This window comes from Kiritimatiellales bacterium, assembly GCA_041656295.1.
Classification (GTDB): domain Bacteria; phylum Verrucomicrobiota; class Kiritimatiellia; order Kiritimatiellales; family Tichowtungiaceae; genus Tichowtungia.
Genome location: JBBADV010000001.1, coordinates 117,817 through 135,179, shown reverse-complemented (window position 1 = coordinate 135,179; position 17,363 = coordinate 117,817). Strand labels below are relative to the sequence as shown.

Below are 17,363 nucleotides of genomic sequence, written 5' to 3'. Positions count from 1 at the left end.
CGCTGTGCAATTAGACATTTAGTTAAATCGTTTATTTATTCGTATTTTCAACGAATCAGGCTAAACTGCCTCATATGAAGAATACAGAAAATCAGATAACCATAAAAGATGTTGCTGCCGCATGTGGTGTTTCAATCGCCACGGTATCGCTGGCGCTCCGTAATCATCCGCGCATTTCATCGGAAACAAAAAAAATAGTCCACGATACAACGGAACAACTGGGATATCGCCGAAACCCATTGGTTTCTGCGCTGATGTCAAATGTGAGCCGTTCCAGTAAAATTCATTTTCCAATTCCGCTTGCTGCAATCTATAACGGTGTACGAGAACAGGTTGAATCGAGCGCATACCATCGCCGTTTATGGGATGGGATTGTTCAGCGCGCAAAAGAAACCGGATTTTCTGTGGAACCGTTTTTTCTACGGGACAAAAAAGTGGCGAGTTCCCGCCGGCTGTCAGAAATTTTATACGCACGTAATATTACCGGTGTTTTAATCCCACCATTGGCATTCGGCGGCGGACATTTATCGCTGGACTGGGAAAAAATTTCAGCGCTGGCAATTGGACATTCCATGCTGAAACCCACACTGCATCGCGTCTGCCCGGATCAATATCAAGGAATCCGGATGGCGCTGCATCATATTCGTCGCAAGGGATATTTACGCCCCGGCCTGATCATCGCAGGACACGGCAGCGCACGGACATTGCGGCGGTGGAGTTCCGGGTTTTACGGGCAGGAATATGCGCAGAAAAAACGAGGAATCATTCCGGTGCTCGAATGCGGCGAGGTTGATTTAAAACAGCTGCTTGTCTGGTATAAAAAATACAAACCGGATATCATTATCAGTTCAGGAATAGACAGGCTGGTTTGGAAAGCATTGCAACAAACGGAGATCCGTATCCCTGAAGAGACTGCATTTGTTACATTGAGCCGGAGCGGCGCAGAATCACTGGTCGCTGGAGTTAATGAAAACGAAAATCTGGTTGGGCGGGCGGCTGTCGATCAACTTGCTCGATTGTTGTACAACAATGAGCGCGGGATTCCTAAGCATCCGACGGTTACACAGATTGCGCCGGCATGGGAAGACGGCGCAACCTGCCCATGCAAAAAAACCGGCACAAAGAATTAAACACATTTTTGTAATTTAAACGATTTAACCGGCACACCGGTTCTCTTCCTGCACTCTTCGAACTATAAAACTCGAAACGAGGAGGTCTCCGGATGGGAACAAATCTGGATCTAATCATTATCGGTGTTTATTTATGTGTGCTGGTATGTGTCGGAATTGTTTTCGGGCGTATTGTAAATACGGGAATTGATTATTTCCGCGCCGGCGGACGCGGCTGCTGGTGGCTGGTTGGCGCCAGCATGTTTATGAGCGGAATCAGCGCATACACATTTGTCGGCAACGCCGCCGGAATTTATCAATCGGGCTGGAGTCCGCTCGCAATCTATCTGGCGAACATTACCGGGTTCCTGCTGGCAGCGCTGTTTCTCGCCGCATGGTACCGGCAGATGCGCGTGGTTACGTTTGCTGAAGTTCTCAAAGAACGGTTTGGAAAAACATCAGAACAGATCGTCACATATCTGCTGGTATTGAACGGATATATGTGGTCCGGCGTCGTACTGTATACGCTCGCCGTATTTACAAAAACGGTGATACCCGATGTTTCCGTTCAGTTGCTCATTGCCGTTGTCGGCACGGTGGTTGTTTTCTACTGCACAATCGGCGGGAACTGGGCCGTGATGGCAAACGACTTTGTTCAGGGACTCGTTCTGGTTGCGGTGATTTCAATCGTAACCGCTCTTTGTCTACTCAAGTCCGGTGGTGTCAGTGGATTTATTTCCGCAATGAATCAGCCCGGCGTTGCCGATGATTTGACATTTATCACACCGGTTCCCGCCGGAGAAACCATTTGGACAGCAAAATATACGCTTGCCTGGATCGTTATTGCGTTTGTGATTCAATTCGCAAATCAGACCAGCCTGTTTCAGGGCGTCCGTTATTTTTCCGCCAAAGACGGGCGTGAAGCACGGAAGGCCTCTGCGTTCGCTGGAATTTTGATGGTGCTTGGTCTTGCTGTATTTTTTATTCCGCCGATTTATGCGCGGTTGTTTCTTCCAGAACAGGTACTGGCAATGGATACATCGCCGGCAAAAGCGGTGGAGTATGCTTACGCTGTTGCCAGTTATAATGTTCTTCCGCGCGGAACGTTCAGCATCATGCTCGTGGCCATTTTTGCGGCCGCGATCAGTTCGCTTGATACAGGACTGAATCAAAATGCCGCATTAATTGTACGCGATTTAATGCCGCCGGTAAGAAAACAATTCGGATTCGCTGCGGTGTCGCCGGAGCGCGAAGTTTTTTTCGGAAAAATTGCCACCGTCATTTCCGGCGTTATCATCATGAGCATCGCACTGATCTATTCGTATGCAAAAGATGTCACCATTTTTGATTTAATGATGCAGCTTGCCGGCCGGCTGATTTTTCCGCAGATGATTCCGCTGACGCTGTTTTTGTTTTTCCGGAAAGTGCCGCGCTGGGGTTTGCTGTCATCAATTGCCGGCGGATTTCTTCCAAGTATTCTTGAATTTATTTTTGGATGGCGTTTTTCATATCAGATCATGGGGCTTTCGGTGCTTGCTGGAGGCTGCACCGGATTTTTCATCGCCTGTGTTTTCTGGAAGAACGTTTCACCGGAAGAAAAAATGGCAGCAGAAACTTTCTACCGGAAAATGCGTCAGCCAATTGATTTTTCTCGCGAGACCGGCAATGCAAACGATGCGTTTCAGCTGATTCAAATCGGACGTTTTGCAGCGCTGCTCGGAGGGTTAACACTGATTCTTTTGGTCCCGTTGAAACTTCCGGCGGCGCGGCTGGTTGTGCTAATTCTGGCCGGGTTCATCGGCGGCATCGGATTGATAATGATGCACAGCGGAAAACGGATTGCGAGGAAAGCGACAGAAATTGAAGGAGTGAATTCATGAATGCAGCATTTTTTTGTGATGGCGCCGACTGGTCGCCCGATCGCTGTGTAACAGATATCGTTTTTAATGCCGGGTGGAAAGCGGCGCTGACTGAGCAGGCACATTTGTACCCGGTTGTTATCACAACCGGAAATTTTAATGAACACGTCGAAAAACTGCACAGCCTCGATGTCATTTTTTCGACTTGGCACGCGCCGAAGCTGACAGCGGAACAGATTCAAAAGCTTCCGAACTTAAAAGCCGTTTTCTATGCCGCCGGCGCAACCGGGTATTTCCGCGACCCGTTTCTGAACGCCGGAATAAAAGTCTGCAGTGCCGCAGCAGCGAACGCCATTCCGGTTGCACAGTTCGCCTTGAGTCAGGTCCTGCTCGCCGGTGCCGGCTATTTCCGTAACAGTCGCGAATGCAAAACACCGGAGGCGGCGACAGTGCAAAACAGTTTCCGCGGATTCGGGAATTATGGCGGCAGTGTTGCAATTCTTGGGAACGGAATGATTTCGCAGCTCCTACAGAAATGGCTGAAGGAACATTGTTTGGTGCCGGTGGTTGTGCCGTTCCGCGCAGAACAAAGAACTGTGCCGTTGGAAGAAGCATTCGAAACATCATTTGCCGTCGTGAATCTGTTTCCTGATCTGCCGGATAATTCGCAAATTTTGAATAAACCCCTGTTTGAACGGATGAAGCCCGGTGCGGTATTTATCAATGTCGGGCGCGGGCGGCAGGTGAACGAAGATGATCTTGTTGATGTCATGCAGCGCCGCCACGATCTCACCGCACTGCTGGATGTGCAATGGCCGGAACCGCCGGTTGCCGGATCAAAACTTTACACTGTGCCGAATATTCAACTGAGCGCGCATATCGCCGGATCAAAAGGAGCTGAATTGAACCGAATGGCGGATTACATGATGGATGAATTCCGACGTTTCAAAAACGGCGAATCACTTTTGCATGAAGTGCGTGCAGAACAATTATAAATTTTGTGTACTTTGCGGTATTCGATAATTTCAATCCGGAGGTTTTGCTAAAAACAAAGTTATTGCGAGACCAGTTCGTGCTGTTTATGTTGTACGAATGAATCAGTCCGGTGAATTTGATTTTTCGGTGCTGCGCGATTTGCGCAGGCGTGACGGTTTCACGATCGCGGATTTATCGCAGCGCACCGGGATTTCTCCGGCAGTGATTTCAAAACTGGAGCGCAACCAAAGCGCGGCAGAGCTGAATACGCTGTTTCGTTTTGCAAAAGCATTTGGAATTACGGCGGCGGAGCTGATTGCGCTGGCGGAATCCCGCACGGCACACGTTACCAAAGAAACAGCGCGAAAAGTCGGCGACTTTCGTTTCCGGCAGATTGAATTTGCCAACTCACGCTGTTTGTATGCCGAGGCAAAATCCGGCGCGATCCGCAACGACCCGCGTGCTCACAGCGCCGACGATTACGAAACCTGCTGGGTGCTCGCCGGAAAAGTAAAAATTACCCTGCCGAATGAGAGCTATCTGCTCGAAGCCGGCGACAGTGTACAGTTTGACACGCTTTTTGAGCATACCTATGAAGTTATTGAAGATTGCCGAATTGTTATTCAGCACATCCGGAAAAATAAACGGTTTTAAACGCCGGCGCAGAGAGGCCGGTGTCCGGGATGCAAATAATCAGGTAGAATGTAAAGCAAGTGTCCGGTTGGAGTCCGAAGAAATTCCATGTTGGAATGAGTCGTTCTTCATTCAATCAAGATAAAGGAAAGGGACATCGATATGGAACAGGCAGAGCGCAGCACGCTTTGCCCGTGAAAAGGAAAACATTTGGGTCAGGAAGAACGCATTCAAATTGAGTGCTGTTCCGCAGCGGAGCAACAGTACGTCACATTGCAGGAGTGCAGGAACGGCTGAAACGCACTTTGTAGTCAAACGATGTTCCCCGGCAGTAGCCGAGCATCGGATGAAAGATGAACCGTATGCGGTCTGTATGAAAACGAGTTCTAACTTGATTATGAGGGGATAGAGCACTCGGTTAATTCCGAAAGGGAAAACGTCAGGATGAATCAGCAGAAAAATGTTTCAGGAAACCGGAATCTGGATCAACACCGATCCACGCAAGACACTGAATTCTGGAGCAGCCGAAGACCGGTTCAATCAGGAAGCAGCGACAAGAATCAAATGTATTAGTCACGATGAGATCTGACAGTCCGCCCTGTCAGGATCGCGATTTTATCAGGCTGCCGCCGGTACGATTTCTTTCTTTCTATTCAATGCATCGACTTTTTCAAGTCAGATTTCTTTTCCATCTGCGAACGCAGCCATTGGAGTACGCCCACAGCACATCTTTCCCTGATGCGTCCGGTCCGTATTATAATACACGAGCCATTCATCCAGACCGGTCTGCGCTCATCCAGCGTCCGGTAGATTTTCTTCCGGAACGCGATTTGATAAAACTCATTCAGGATCGTCCGGTGGAACCGTTCACAGATCCCGTTGGTCTGAGGTGATTTTGCCTTGGTTCGGGTGTGTTCGATGTCATTGATCATCAGATACAGCTCATAATCATGCGTCGCTTTCCCGCAGTACTCCGTTCCGCGATCGGTGAGCATGCGCAGTAAGCCCATCCCGTGTTCTTCAAAGAACGGCAGCACCCGGTCATTAGGCATATCTGCAGCAGTTAACGATGTTTTCATCGTATAAAGCCTGGCCAGCGCCACTTTGCTGTAGGTATCCATGAACGTTTGCTGGTATATCCGCCCGACACCTTTAATCGTTCCGACGTAAAAGGTGTCCTGTGCACCAAGATAGCCCGGATGGGCGGTTTCGATTTCACCGGCGAACGCATCCAGCTCTTTCTTTTTCTCCAGTGCAACGATCTGTGCTTCAGTGAGTACGAGTCCTTCTGATGCGACCTTCTTTTCCAGCGCCGCCAGCCGTTTTTTCATCGTCTCAAGGTTATGCCGCAGCCAGACACTGCGTACACCGCCCGCTGAGATCATCACTCCAGCTTTGCGCAACTCATTGCTGACACGGAACTGACCTAATGCCGGATTATCAAGTGCGATCGTTATCACCGCATTCTCGATACGCTCATCCACGCGGTTACGGTGATTCGGAACACGCCGGTTTGCATCCGGCAACGCGTCTACACCGCCGGATTCCACCGCATCTCTATAGCGGTAGAACGTATCTCTGCTGAAGCCCATCAACTTGCAGGCTTTGGATACATTGCCAAGCTCTTCGGCCAGATTGAGCAATCCAAGCCTGGTGCCGATACTTTTATCATTTACTGTCATCTCTGTTACTCCTGTTCGTTCCGGCATCCACGCCGGAGGGATTTTTGTTTTTGACCCTAACAGGGGTAACATTTCTTCTGCCTGACTGTCAGATCTCATCGTGACTAATACAAATCAAAAATCTTCAATAGGTCACTTGCTTTTATAATCTACCTCATTTACGATTTATTTTATCGAATAATAGGAAGCACTTCGTATGAATAAATTTTCCAAGTTACTTTGCTTATGCGGTATATTACACGCTCCAACCGACCTGTTCGCGCAGAAAACTTCAAAAATATCCGATGAAGTTACTTCCTGCTATAACATCCATTATGTTTCCGGAGGAAACGAAAAACAGACGCTGGATATTTATTTGCCGAAAAATGAAACCGGACAGTCTTTGCCTCTCATTATTTGGGTGCATGGCGGTGGATGGGGCGGGGGGGATAAAAATAACTGTCCTCCTTTAGAAAACGGTTTTGTCCGGCATGGATACGCCATCGCAAGCATCAACTACCGGCTTACACCGGACAACCGTTTCCCCGCGCAACTTGAGGATTGCAAAGCCGCCGTACGTTGGTTGCGCGCAAACGCAGCTGACTACAATCTTGATCCCGACCGCTTTGCCGCATGGGGCAGTTCGGCAGGAGGTCATCTCGCATCCTTGCTTGGTGTTACCGGGAATACCCGGCAGTTTGATGCCGGCGAAAATTTAAATTTTTCAAGCTGTGTACAGGCGGTGATAGATGTTTGCGGTCCTTCCGATCTCACTGCCAGGGAAATGTGGGATCCGTTTTTTAATACGCGGGCACAATTGCTGGGCGGCACTCTGGAAGAAAAACCGGAACTCGCCGCTGCCGCCAGTCCACAGCTTTACGTCACAAAAGATTCAGCGCCTTTTTCCATCTGGCACGGGACAAAAGATCCCCGCGTTCCTATCTCGCAAAGCGAACGCCTTCATGAAACATTGTGGAAAGCCGGTGTCCAAAGTGAATTAAACCGCGTTGAAAATGCCGGACATAGTCTCCATCAGCATCTGGCAGAAAAAGAATTAACTGACAAAATAGTATTATTCCTGAAAAAACACCTGTAGGCGGTTCACTGATCCGTTCTTGTTGCGCTGGTTTATTCCGAAAGAGAGAACGTTGGTGGAACGAATCAGCAAAAAATGCTTCACGAAATCGAAACATGGACTAACATCTATCCGCGTAAGATATTGAATTTTGAAACAGCGGGGGAATGGTCCGATCAGGAAATCGCGGCATGAATCAAACATCTCTACCCGGACACTTGCTTTTACAATCCACCAAACAAAATAGTTGTATATAATATTCAGTTGAATTATTAAGAACGCTGATTTTTGAAACTATCCGGCAAGGGAGTGTTATGACGAATACGGTTCGAATTTGTGTGGCTGGTCTGATTTGTATGTTGTCCGGCGGGAATCTTGGTGCGGCGGCGATTCATGTGGTTCCTGTTGAACCGGAATTGATTTTGTCAACGAATGCAGTTTCGGTCGGAAGCATGTCCCGCGGTGCGGTGCTTATTGAAGAGCGCGGCGCCCGGCTGATTTCAGTGGATGACGGTTCTGTTATTGCAGAAACGGAATTTCAGAATGCATTGCGTTTTCCGGCGGTTGCAACAGCCGGTCCGGACAGTCTGATTCTGGCTGGCGGGATTGTTGACGGAAAAATTTCCGGTCAGGTTTTTTGTCTGCAGTTTGATGGAACGGAGTTGAGTATAAAAGAATTGCCGACGCTGCCGGTGCCTTTGGCGGCAGCAGGTGCACTGGTGATGGACGGTGTTCTTTATATTGCCGGCGGATTAATGTCGTTTGATCCGCTGCTCACATCGCCGGAACTTTTTTCGCTGAATATTTCCAGTCCGAATCCGGTCTGGGAACGGCAGATTGCTTTCCCGGGAACAGGCCGGATTTTTCCGGCGATGGGTACGTTGAGTTCTGAGCTGTATATTTTCGGCGGATGGTCACCGGAGCAGCGCTGCGCATTAAAGGACGGCTGGGGATTCCGGATTAAGCCGCTCGACGGAACGGTTCATACCGGCTGGCGGCAGTTGAATGATATGCCGGAACCGCTGGCCGGTTCTCCGATTTATTCTTCCGGTCAGGCGCATTTCACACTGTTCGGAGGCTGTAAAAGTATTGCACCGCTTGATTCGGTATTTTCCGGCGAAACTGTGGCGGAAAAATCAGAGCAAATCTGGATTTACCACACGGTAACCGATACCTGGATTTCCGGCGGAGAGCTGAATCAGCCGGTTGCCGGCGGCGCGATTGTTCAACAGAAATCCGGTACGTTTTTGATTTCGCCGGATGTGCCGGTTGCGCGAATTGAACTCGGGCACACCGTTAAACGGTTCGGCTGGGTGGATTACAGTATTCTGGCGGCATACTTTTTGTTAATGGCGGGAGTCGGCGTGTATTTTGCGGCGCGGCAGAAATCCAGTGTGGCGTATGCGCTTGGCGGACGTAATGTGAAATGGTGGGCGGCGGCGGTGAGTATGTTCGCCACCGGAACGAGCGCCATCAGTTTTATGGCGATTCCGGCGATGGCATTTCGAACGAATCTGGTCTGGCTTACACCGCTGATGTTTACGCCGGTTGTGGTGCTGCTGCAAAGTTACGGTTTGTTTCCGCTGCTGCGCCGGCTGCGGTTAACATCAACATTCGAATATCTTGAACAGCGGTTCCATCCTTCGCTGCGGTTTTTGGCGAGCTTGCAGAATATTGTGTTTAATGCCGCCGGACGGATCAGCATTTCACTGCTGCTGCCGTCGCTGGCAATCTCGGCGGTGAGCGGTATCGATGTTGGAATGAGCGTGTTAATTATGGGCGTGATTGCTACGTTCTATACGGCGACCGGCGGATTTGAGGCCGTTGTCTGGACGGATGTGATTCAGGGCGCATTAATGTTTCTAGGTGTTATATTAATGATTTTCTGCGCGGTTGACGGATTACCGGGCGGCTGGGACGAATTTGTTTCAACGGGAAAAGAGTTCGGTCGGTTCGATATGGCCATCTGGAGCTGGGATTGCAGCAAGCCGGTGCTGTGGATGTATTTTTTTGCAATACTGGTTGAAGGAATTTCTGTTGTATCAAATCAGCCGGCGGTGCAGCGCGTATTTTCAACTCCGCTGAAGGATGTCCGCCGGCTTTCAGCAATGAGTATGGCGTGCGGTGTATTGATCGCAGTGCTGGTGACGATGGCGGGAATCTCAATATTTGCTTATTTCCATGCGCATCCGCAACTTCTTGATCCCGGGATGCGTAATGATCAGGTGATTCCTTTATTTGTTGTTCAGGGTGTTCCTGCCGGAATTGCGGGATTGATTATTGCTGGAATCTTTGCCGCGGCGCTTTCAACACTGGCGGGCAGTATGAACAGTGTTGCAACGCTTGTCGGAGAAGATTTCTATAAAAGAATTTCGCGGCGGGCGACGGATCGTATGCAGCTTGTACTGATGAAGGTTTCTTGTGTTCTGACCGGTGCGTTCGGCACAGGCCTTGCATATGTAATGGCGCAAATGCCGATGGATTCAATTTTCAGGGTGTGGATGGAAATTATTGCGCTGCTCGGCGGCGGGTTTGTCGGAATTTATGTTCTGGGAATATTTACGCGCCGGACATCAAGCATCGGCGCGGCAATCGGAGCAATCGGCAGCATTGTTTGTACGGTGCTTGTGAAAAATTATACCAGTCTGCACTGGATTTTTTATACTCCGTTTGCAATGATCGCCTGTATACTTCTTGGTTATACCGCCAGTTTTATTTTTCTGAGAAATGCAAATAAAGAGTTGTCCGGGTTAACCGTTTATGATGTGTTGAAGCGTGGTGACTCAGAGGAGATATAAGCATCGGACACCAGCTTATGTTTTGCGCCGCCGGTAGAAACAAATGTGAGAAAGATTCGGTTGAAAACGACAAAAGAAATGGATTTGCCCCAGAACACACGGGTTGCCAATAAATACAACCGGGTTGTTGATGCCATACTCATAAAAATCGCCTCTGGCGAATATGCCGGCATGCTCCCGGGCACAAAACAGCTGGCGGAGGAGTACGGCGTCAGTTTGATGACTGCAGATAAAGCCGTTAAAGTTTTAGAAAAAGAAAAACTAGTTGTCCGCCTTCCGCGTAAAGGAACATTGATTAATTCTCCAAAAAAATCACGCACAGAAACGCTGGCGCTGATTGTCCGGAATGTGACCATGCCGCTGACATCCCGCGTTGTCGGAGAATTCGGAAAACTGGCCAGGGAAAACGGATATCAGGCATTGTTTTTTCAGCACTTTGACGACAGCCGGAAAGAACTGGATATTATTCAAGAACTGCTGGCCGGCGACAAACTGGACGGTGTGGTGATTGTACCGTGTTCCCGTAATGAAAACGGAAAAGCGCTGCGGCGGCTGGTCAAAGAAAAAGTTCCGGTGGTGATACTAGATCTGGCCCGCCTGACATGCAACATCACCGGATGTCACATTATTGCATTTGATGAGCGCGAAGCATTTGAAAACGGAACGCAGAATCTTATTGCGCTCGGGCATAAAAAAATCCGGGTTGTTTTCCCGCGTATATGGGACGGCATACCGCTACCGGCGGATTACAAACATTATCCCCGCTGGATCGGATATGCTGATGCAATGAAGTCCGCCGGGCTTCGGCCGTTACCGCCGGTCTGGGTGGACGCAGAACAGATGCAGGGACATCTTGATAATGCATGGATTACAAAAACCATAAAACCCTGCACGGCGCTGTTTCTGCACCACGACACGTTCGCCGTTACATTTCTTTCATTTCTGCATCAGGCCGGAATACGGGTTCCAGAGGATGTTTCACTGCTTTCATACGACGGTGCTCCGCTGGTTGACCCGTTTGAACTGTCCACCATGGAACTGCCGATGGAAGAGGCGGCGCAGTATGCGGTTCATGTTTTGCAGAAAGCACAGGAACATCCTTCAGATAAGGATGCGGAAACTGCGGTATTTAAAGCGAAATTCTGTCTGCGCCGGTCGGCATCAGTTCTCCCGTCTTGACGTCGGGCTGCCCGGGCAAACCGGTTTTCACAAATTACGCATTGACATTGACGAGGATAACTTTTTTATTATAGCTATATATGACATTCAACAGAATATGAGTTGCGCCAGCAAAATGGATTTCTGGCACTATGTATCTGTTGATTCATAAACTGATTTTACATTGTAACGGACGGGTGAATGAAAAATATTGCTTTAGTCGGTGTCGGCGGATATGCGCGGTATCATTATCATTTAATTCGTTCGCTGGAACGGCGCAACACGGTGAAACTGGCGGCGGTGCTGATTCTCGAACAGTTCATGGATGAACAGGCGGCAACGGCCGGAGCAATTGAGTCTGCTGGCGGCCGGGTTTACACAAACTATGAAGAATTACTGGCCGGCGAATGCGGGCGGACCGATATTATTGTACTGCCGGTCGGGATTGCTGATCATTGTGAAATGAGCATTAAGGCGCTGTCCGCCGGCTATCATGTGATTTGCGAAAAGCCGGTTGCCGGAACAGTAGATGAATGCATGCAAATGAAATCGGCGCAGGAAAGCGCAGGAAAAATTCTGGCGATCTGCTTTCAGAATATTTATTCACCGGTCTTGAAGCGGATTAAACAGATCGTATTGAATCAAGAATTAGGACGATTGGTTTCAGCAAAAAGCCGGGTGCTGTGGCAGCGTGCGGATGCATATTACAGTAATGCGTGGCGGGGAAAACTGCGGTATAACGGAAAAGTAATCAATGACTGCCCGATGATGAACGCGACGGCGCATTACCTGAATAATATGCTGTATGCCGCCGGAAAAACAGAGAACAAAACAGCGGTACCGGATTCGGTGTATTGCGAAAATTACAGAGTAAAACATATTGAATCGTGCGACACACAGTTTCTGCGCGTTCATACCGATACAGATGTTCACATCACATATATCGCGTCTCATTCCACGGATGTACGGCGCGATCCGAAGACAGAGTATATTTTTGAAAACGGCAAGATCGTTTGGGAGTTCAATAACGATGCGGTGGTTTACCGGCGGACAGAAAACGGATTTGAAGAGTGTGAGCGCATCGGCGACGGATATAGAAACGGCGATTTCTGCCGGATGATTTATGAACAGGTGTGCGATGCAATTGATTATGGTGGTTCCCCGGCGGCCACCGTGGCGAACAGCTGGCAGCATGTCTGCTGCATCGAAAAAGGGTTTGAATCAGGACGCATTGTTAACGTGCCGGAAAAATTTATCGGCGAAACCCGGGTTGGCGCAGATGACGATTGTTTAAAGGCGGGGGACATTAACCGGTATATTGCCGGGATTGATCCGCTGACTGAAAAAATGTTCGTCGAAGAGAAAAGTTTCTACGAGGCGGGATGTCCATGGGCGGTGAAATCCGAACCTGTGTTTCTGCCGGAAAACAACTAAAACAGATTGAGAGGATGTGTATTGTGAAAACCACGCAAACGAAAACATTGGCTTTATTATTATCCGGCGGACTGGTCTGTTCTGCATTCAGTCAGGTAAAAAATAATTCACTGATTACCGGATTTCTGCTGTCGCTGGCGGTTTCATCAAACAGTATCGGCGATACAGTTTCCGGTGCAGATTTTGCCGCCCGCAGAAACGAAATCATGGCGCACATGCTGGAACAGCCGGTTGCTGCTGGATGGTATAAAGTGAATCGCGGCAGCAATGCGTCAACACTGTTGAAACGCCAGATTAATCCGGTCAGTGCCAGAATTCTGAGCGGACAGCCCGAAAAAGACAGTGCCGGTGCTGTGTTCCGCACCGCGGTCAGCCTGTGCGATAATACGCAAGACGGTCCCTGGTCGACAACCCGTTCGCTGTGGACGACATTATTGGGACAGGAGTTTCTGCCGGACGATATGATGACACTGCAGAAAGAACTGCTTCAGCGGTGGAATTATGACTGCTCCGCCGGAACAGTGAATATGCGGCTGTATCTTTATGTCGCCGGATATCTGGCTGCAGAATACTGGCCGGATTTTCGCGATGCGGACATGCCGGTAAATACAGATTATGCCATTGATTTTCGCGGCAAAACCGTCAGTTCAAAATCAGCGGCGGAGATTAAACAGTACTGCAAAGAAAACATTGATGAAATTTTTCAGTACTTCGCCGTTAAGAATCAGGTTGAGCATTCGCAGATTTATTTTATGTGCGATATCGAAGCCGTAAAAATGCTCGCCGAGTTTTCAAAAGATTCCGAAATGAGAAAACGCGCAACGATGGTGCTGGATTATTTCATGCTCAATCTTGCCACCGACTGGAATCAGGGATATCAGGCCGAAACATTCTACCGCTGCAAATATTATAAAAATCTGGCGCAAACCGAAGGTCTGCTTAATACGAAAGCAGTCGGCTGGCTGTATTTCGGCGCGCGCTATCCGCAGGTGTTCGACGATCTGCCGGTGATGTTTCTGTTCGGTGAATATCAGATGCCGCCGGTTTTTGAAAAAATTGCACACGACCGTTCGGCGGAACGTGAAAAATTTGAAAGTCACATTTTCAGCTCTGAAAGAGAAACGCTTGAAGAAGCGGTGATCCGGAAAACATTTTATCATACGCCGGCATATTCTCTGACGATCGGTGAGACTGACTATGATGGAAAAAAAGGAATTAAAACCGCGGTGTTTAAAGAACAGCGCGCGCTGAATCTGACGTGGATTTCCGAAAAACCGTCCAGCCATTTTTATGTGTTTCAGGAAAATTACCGCCAGCCGTATTTCGGCAGAACAGATTTGAATAACTTCGGTTCCGGCGAAAACCCGTACAGTCACCGGATGCAGCACCAGCGTACGGCCATTGGATTATATGATGTGCCGTCTGGTTATGAATTTTATAAACAATACATTACATTTGTAAAATCCGGCGCCATCGTGAAGCAGGTTGAAACGAATTCATGGATATTCAACCACGCTGGAAACATGCTGTTCGGTTTTTATTCCATGGCGCCGACGACATGGGAAAGAAATACAACCCAAGCCGACGTTGCCTTTCCGGTAGACATCCGCTGGGCCGACGCACGCAAAAATGCGTGGGTGCTGGAAACGGCGGATGCCGGCCGGTATGCAGGTAATGTTGACGAACAGCTGGCGGCGTTCATCAATGATGTACTGAAAGAAAACCGCACCGACGTTTCGAAGATGAACAAAAGCCGCCCCGAATTTTCGTATAAAACCATTTCCGGCGATTCACTGCGGATTGTTTTTACAGAACTCGGAAAGTCGCCGGACGGGAAGCATTTCATCAACGAACAGCCGGTTCATTATAATCAGTGGAAAATGCTCGATTCACCCTGGGCGGTTCAGGACTGGAAAAGTCCGGTGGTCACCGTTGATTTTGCCGGCGTTCAATTACGCTATGATTTTGAAAACTGGACGGTGGATGGCGACCGGCTGGCGGTGCCGCAGGAGTAAATTATGAACAATTTTAAATATATATTCATTGTACTTTCCCTGCTGTCCACCGGATATGCGGCGGATAACAAATTAATCCTGCAGCGCTGCGCTGATTCAGTTGAGCAGGTGAGCGCCGCCGACAAAGCAACGCTGATTAAACAGTTGAAACCGAACATGGAAGTCCGGCGGTTTATTGCCGATGGATTGGCGGAAGTTGCGGAAAACACTGAAACCTCAAAGCAGAAAGCTTTATTGCGGCTTTGGCTGTTAACGGAATATCTGCAACTCGATGAAACAGAAAGCGGGCAGGTTGTATTAAACGCTCACACCACCAAGTCGGTGACCGCGACGATGGCCGGATGCTTTTTTTCTCAGGCGCGGATTATGACGCTGTACGATGCTCTCCGGCAGGACGGCAGAGTAACGCCGGAGCTGAGTCAACGGATTCAGCAGGTTGCCGAAACATATTTTTTTCCGGCGGAACGCGGCCCCAATAACCGTCCGCTGCATTTTGCAATTGCGCAGGCATACGCAAAAACACTTTTTCCGCAGTCTGAGCGCGCCGGAAACTGGGCGGAATATGCGGAAGCGGTCTGGATGGATTTCTACGGCCCCGGCGATAATTATGAACCGGGCTATGTCGCGCACTGGTTTCCGCAGATTTTGCAGCTCGGCGGAATCCTCGGAAAAGAAGAGAAACTGAAGGGCGGTAAAATGCGCGCGATGCTGTACCGCCTGCGCGATCATGTCAGTCCGTCCGGTCTGGTTGTCGCGCCCGGCGACGGACACGGGCAGGAGGCGTACGTCGACGGTTTGATTGCGGCCGTTGAATGCACCGGCGATCCGACGCTTCTTTGGGCGGCGGAAAAAACACTGCTCGCCGGAACCGCCGGATATGCGCGCGACCATAAAGGCGAGCGCGTGCCGGAAAATCAGCAGCGTGAAGTACTGGAAAGCCGCTTAGGAGCTTTTTATCGCGCCGGAATAACGGCAGAGATGCCCGGTGTTTCATCCGCGGTTTCACTGCTTTATCCGGCGACCTATAAAATTCCGGACCGGCTGATTTTAAATCCGGCGCGGACAGCGGGAAATCCGTATGCGGCGCTGTATTTGAACGACCGGCAGAACACCACATTTCACGGACACGAAGACAATCGCGTTGAAGTGTATCATTATGAAGTCGACGGAATTCTCTATTTAAGCCGTTCGCACTGGAGCAAATGGCCGGGGCAGGCGAACACATTTGTGGTGAGCGATTCGACGCTGGAGTTTCCATACAATCAGACCGGTGGAATGGCGTCGGATTACTGGTACCGCATGTCATCCAATTTGCGGCTGATGCTCGATTATCAGGACAGCGCGGACTGGCAGAGTGAAACGCCCGGCCGGCGCTTTCATGAAACCCGGCGCAATCTCGGCTACAGCCATACCAATCCGGATGGACTGGAGGGCAAATGTGACAATCTGAAACTGAACACCGTTGCGATTCAGCTGGTGAATTTTCCGCGCGCCGAAATTGAAAAAGAGAGCGACCATTATTTGCGCGGACTTTCATTTGATCGCGGCGGTGTTGCGTGGTACCGGGATTACCGGAAAATTGCGCCGTCGGACGGTCCGTATGAACTGTTCCTTTCCAAACTTTTTGTCGCCGGTAAAAGCGGCGAAAAAATTATTGAGCGGTTTGACCGGATTTCGGAAAACCTGAAAGTCTGTTATTATCCGCCGGGTTCAAAAAATCAGGAACCGCAGATTCTCAATAACGATCAGCTGCTCTCCATCGTCAACGATCCGCAAACCGGCGAACGCGTTTTAAAAGTGATCTGTCCGCCGGGACGGATTGATTTGGTTCTCGATACCGGCGGTCTGACGGTTGATTTAAACAAAGAATATCAGCGGCTCGGCTGTTTAATAAATTATCAGAGCGATGTCTCCGAGTTTCTGCGCGCGCCGGTAAAATTCGCCGTGAACGGATTTGCACCGCGCAGTATGTATGCCGACAATCAGCAGGGCGGTTTGCTGACCGGTTTTTCTGTGGAAGAAAATGAGAACGGCTGTTTTGGATCGGCAAGCTACGAAGGCGTCTGGACATACGATTCGTCGTGGACCCGCCAGACGCTGTTGCGGCCGGAGGGAATTTTAATTGTCGTCGACCGGTTTATTCCCGGAAAAACGGCGGACGGAATGATCGGCGGCCCGGTGTGGCAGCTGTTCAGTCCGCCCGGATCAGGACTGCACTGGTTCGATGCGGCGCAGGATTTTGTCTCCGGCCGCCGTCTGATGGTCTATTTCGATTATAAACGCGGAACGCAGTATGGCGTTCAACTCCAGCCGAAACTGTGGGGTATGAACGATTACGCCGTCTCCTCCCGCCGGAAGTTCACCGCCGGAAAAGAAGAGGTCTTTGTCACCGTACTGGTTCCGCATGCGGCGGATTCAACCGGTATTGATGTTTGCGGAAAGCCGCATTACATGGGCGTGGAAACCGGACGTGCCGCCGGTTATGGCATAACGGCAGGTGTGCTGGAAAACGGCGATGTGTCCGTTCAGTGGAAACCGAAAAAAGGATTGGAAACGGCAGGAAAAGAATTCACGGCGCTCATCTCGCCGGCCGGTGCGTGGCAGGTTAAATGATGAGTTTAAAAACAGAATTTTCAGCTTGCAGGA

The 17,363-nt window shown here is 49.6% G+C and carries 10 protein-coding genes and 1 pseudogene; 10 read left to right on the top strand and 1 reads right to left on the bottom strand.

All coding sequences use genetic code 11. The features are described from left to right. Nucleotides 1-74: 74 nt before the first annotated feature. The 4 genes from WC959_00540 to WC959_00525 all read left to right on the top strand — a co-directional run bounded on the left by WC959_00540 (nucleotide 75) and on the right by WC959_00525 (nucleotide 4,597). Nucleotides 75-1,130, top strand: a complete 1,056-nt coding sequence (locus tag WC959_00540; protein ID MFA5687632.1) for a LacI family DNA-binding transcriptional regulator — start codon at nucleotides 75-77, stop codon at nucleotides 1,128-1,130. A gap of 92 nt (nucleotides 1,131-1,222) precedes the next feature. Next, nucleotides 1,223-2,989: a hypothetical protein gene (locus WC959_00535; GenBank protein ID MFA5687631.1), complete on the top strand. Its 1,767-nt coding sequence runs from the start codon at nucleotides 1,223-1,225 to the stop codon at nucleotides 2,987-2,989. Then, nucleotides 2,986-3,963, top strand: a complete 978-nt coding sequence (locus WC959_00530; protein MFA5687630.1) for an NAD(P)-dependent oxidoreductase — start codon at nucleotides 2,986-2,988, stop codon at nucleotides 3,961-3,963. Before WC959_00535 ends, WC959_00530 begins: the two co-directional genes overlap by 4 nt. A 97-nt stretch (nucleotides 3,964-4,060) precedes the next feature. Further along, nucleotides 4,061-4,597: an XRE family transcriptional regulator gene (locus WC959_00525; protein ID MFA5687629.1), complete on the top strand. Its 537-nt coding sequence runs from the start codon at nucleotides 4,061-4,063 to the stop codon at nucleotides 4,595-4,597. 654 nt (nucleotides 4,598-5,251) lie between these two features. Here WC959_00525 and WC959_00520 read toward each other — a convergent pair. Then, nucleotides 5,252-6,258, bottom strand: a pseudogene (locus WC959_00520) (IS481 family transposase). Between the two features lie 196 nt (nucleotides 6,259-6,454). Between WC959_00520 and WC959_00515 the strand changes: the two are divergent. The 6 genes from WC959_00515 to WC959_00490 all read left to right on the top strand — a co-directional run bounded on the left by WC959_00515 (nucleotide 6,455) and on the right by WC959_00490 (nucleotide 17,330). Further along, nucleotides 6,455-7,333: an alpha/beta hydrolase gene (locus tag WC959_00515; protein ID MFA5687628.1), complete on the top strand. Its 879-nt coding sequence runs from the start codon at nucleotides 6,455-6,457 to the stop codon at nucleotides 7,331-7,333. Nucleotides 7,334-7,650: 317 nt separating this feature from the next. Beyond that, nucleotides 7,651-10,110: a sodium/solute symporter gene (locus WC959_00510; protein MFA5687627.1), complete on the top strand. Its 2,460-nt coding sequence runs from the start codon at nucleotides 7,651-7,653 to the stop codon at nucleotides 10,108-10,110. A gap of 45 nt (nucleotides 10,111-10,155) precedes the next feature. Further along, nucleotides 10,156-11,289, top strand: coding sequence for a GntR family transcriptional regulator (locus tag WC959_00505; GenBank protein ID MFA5687626.1), 1,134 nt, complete (start codon nucleotides 10,156-10,158; stop codon nucleotides 11,287-11,289). 180 nt (nucleotides 11,290-11,469) lie between these two features. Then, entirely contained in the window at nucleotides 11,470-12,702 is a 1,233-nt protein-coding gene (locus tag WC959_00500; protein MFA5687625.1) for a Gfo/Idh/MocA family oxidoreductase, read from the top strand. Between the two features lie 23 nt (nucleotides 12,703-12,725). Further along, entirely contained in the window at nucleotides 12,726-14,717 is a 1,992-nt protein-coding gene (locus WC959_00495; GenBank protein ID MFA5687624.1) for a hypothetical protein, read from the top strand. Nucleotides 14,718-14,720: 3 nt separating this feature from the next. Next, nucleotides 14,721-17,330 carry a hypothetical protein gene (locus tag WC959_00490; GenBank protein MFA5687623.1) on the top strand — a complete coding sequence of 870 codons (2,610 nt, stop codon included), beginning with the start codon at nucleotides 14,721-14,723 and terminating at the stop codon, nucleotides 17,328-17,330. Nucleotides 17,331-17,363: the final 33 nt, after the last annotated feature.

Coding starts and splice junctions, on each gene's coding strand:
- WC959_00540 (MFA5687632.1), top strand. CDS start 75: ATGAAGAATACAGAAAATCAGATAACCATAAAAGATGTTGCTGCCGCA.
- WC959_00535 (MFA5687631.1), top strand. CDS start 1,223: ATGGGAACAAATCTGGATCTAATCATTATCGGTGTTTATTTATGTGTG.
- WC959_00530 (MFA5687630.1), top strand. CDS start 2,986: ATGAATGCAGCATTTTTTTGTGATGGCGCCGACTGGTCGCCCGATCGC.
- WC959_00525 (MFA5687629.1), top strand. CDS start 4,061: ATGAATCAGTCCGGTGAATTTGATTTTTCGGTGCTGCGCGATTTGCGC.
- WC959_00515 (MFA5687628.1), top strand. CDS start 6,455: ATGAATAAATTTTCCAAGTTACTTTGCTTATGCGGTATATTACACGCT.
- WC959_00500 (MFA5687625.1), top strand. CDS start 11,470: ATGAAAAATATTGCTTTAGTCGGTGTCGGCGGATATGCGCGGTATCAT.
- WC959_00490 (MFA5687623.1), top strand. CDS start 14,721: ATGAACAATTTTAAATATATATTCATTGTACTTTCCCTGCTGTCCACC.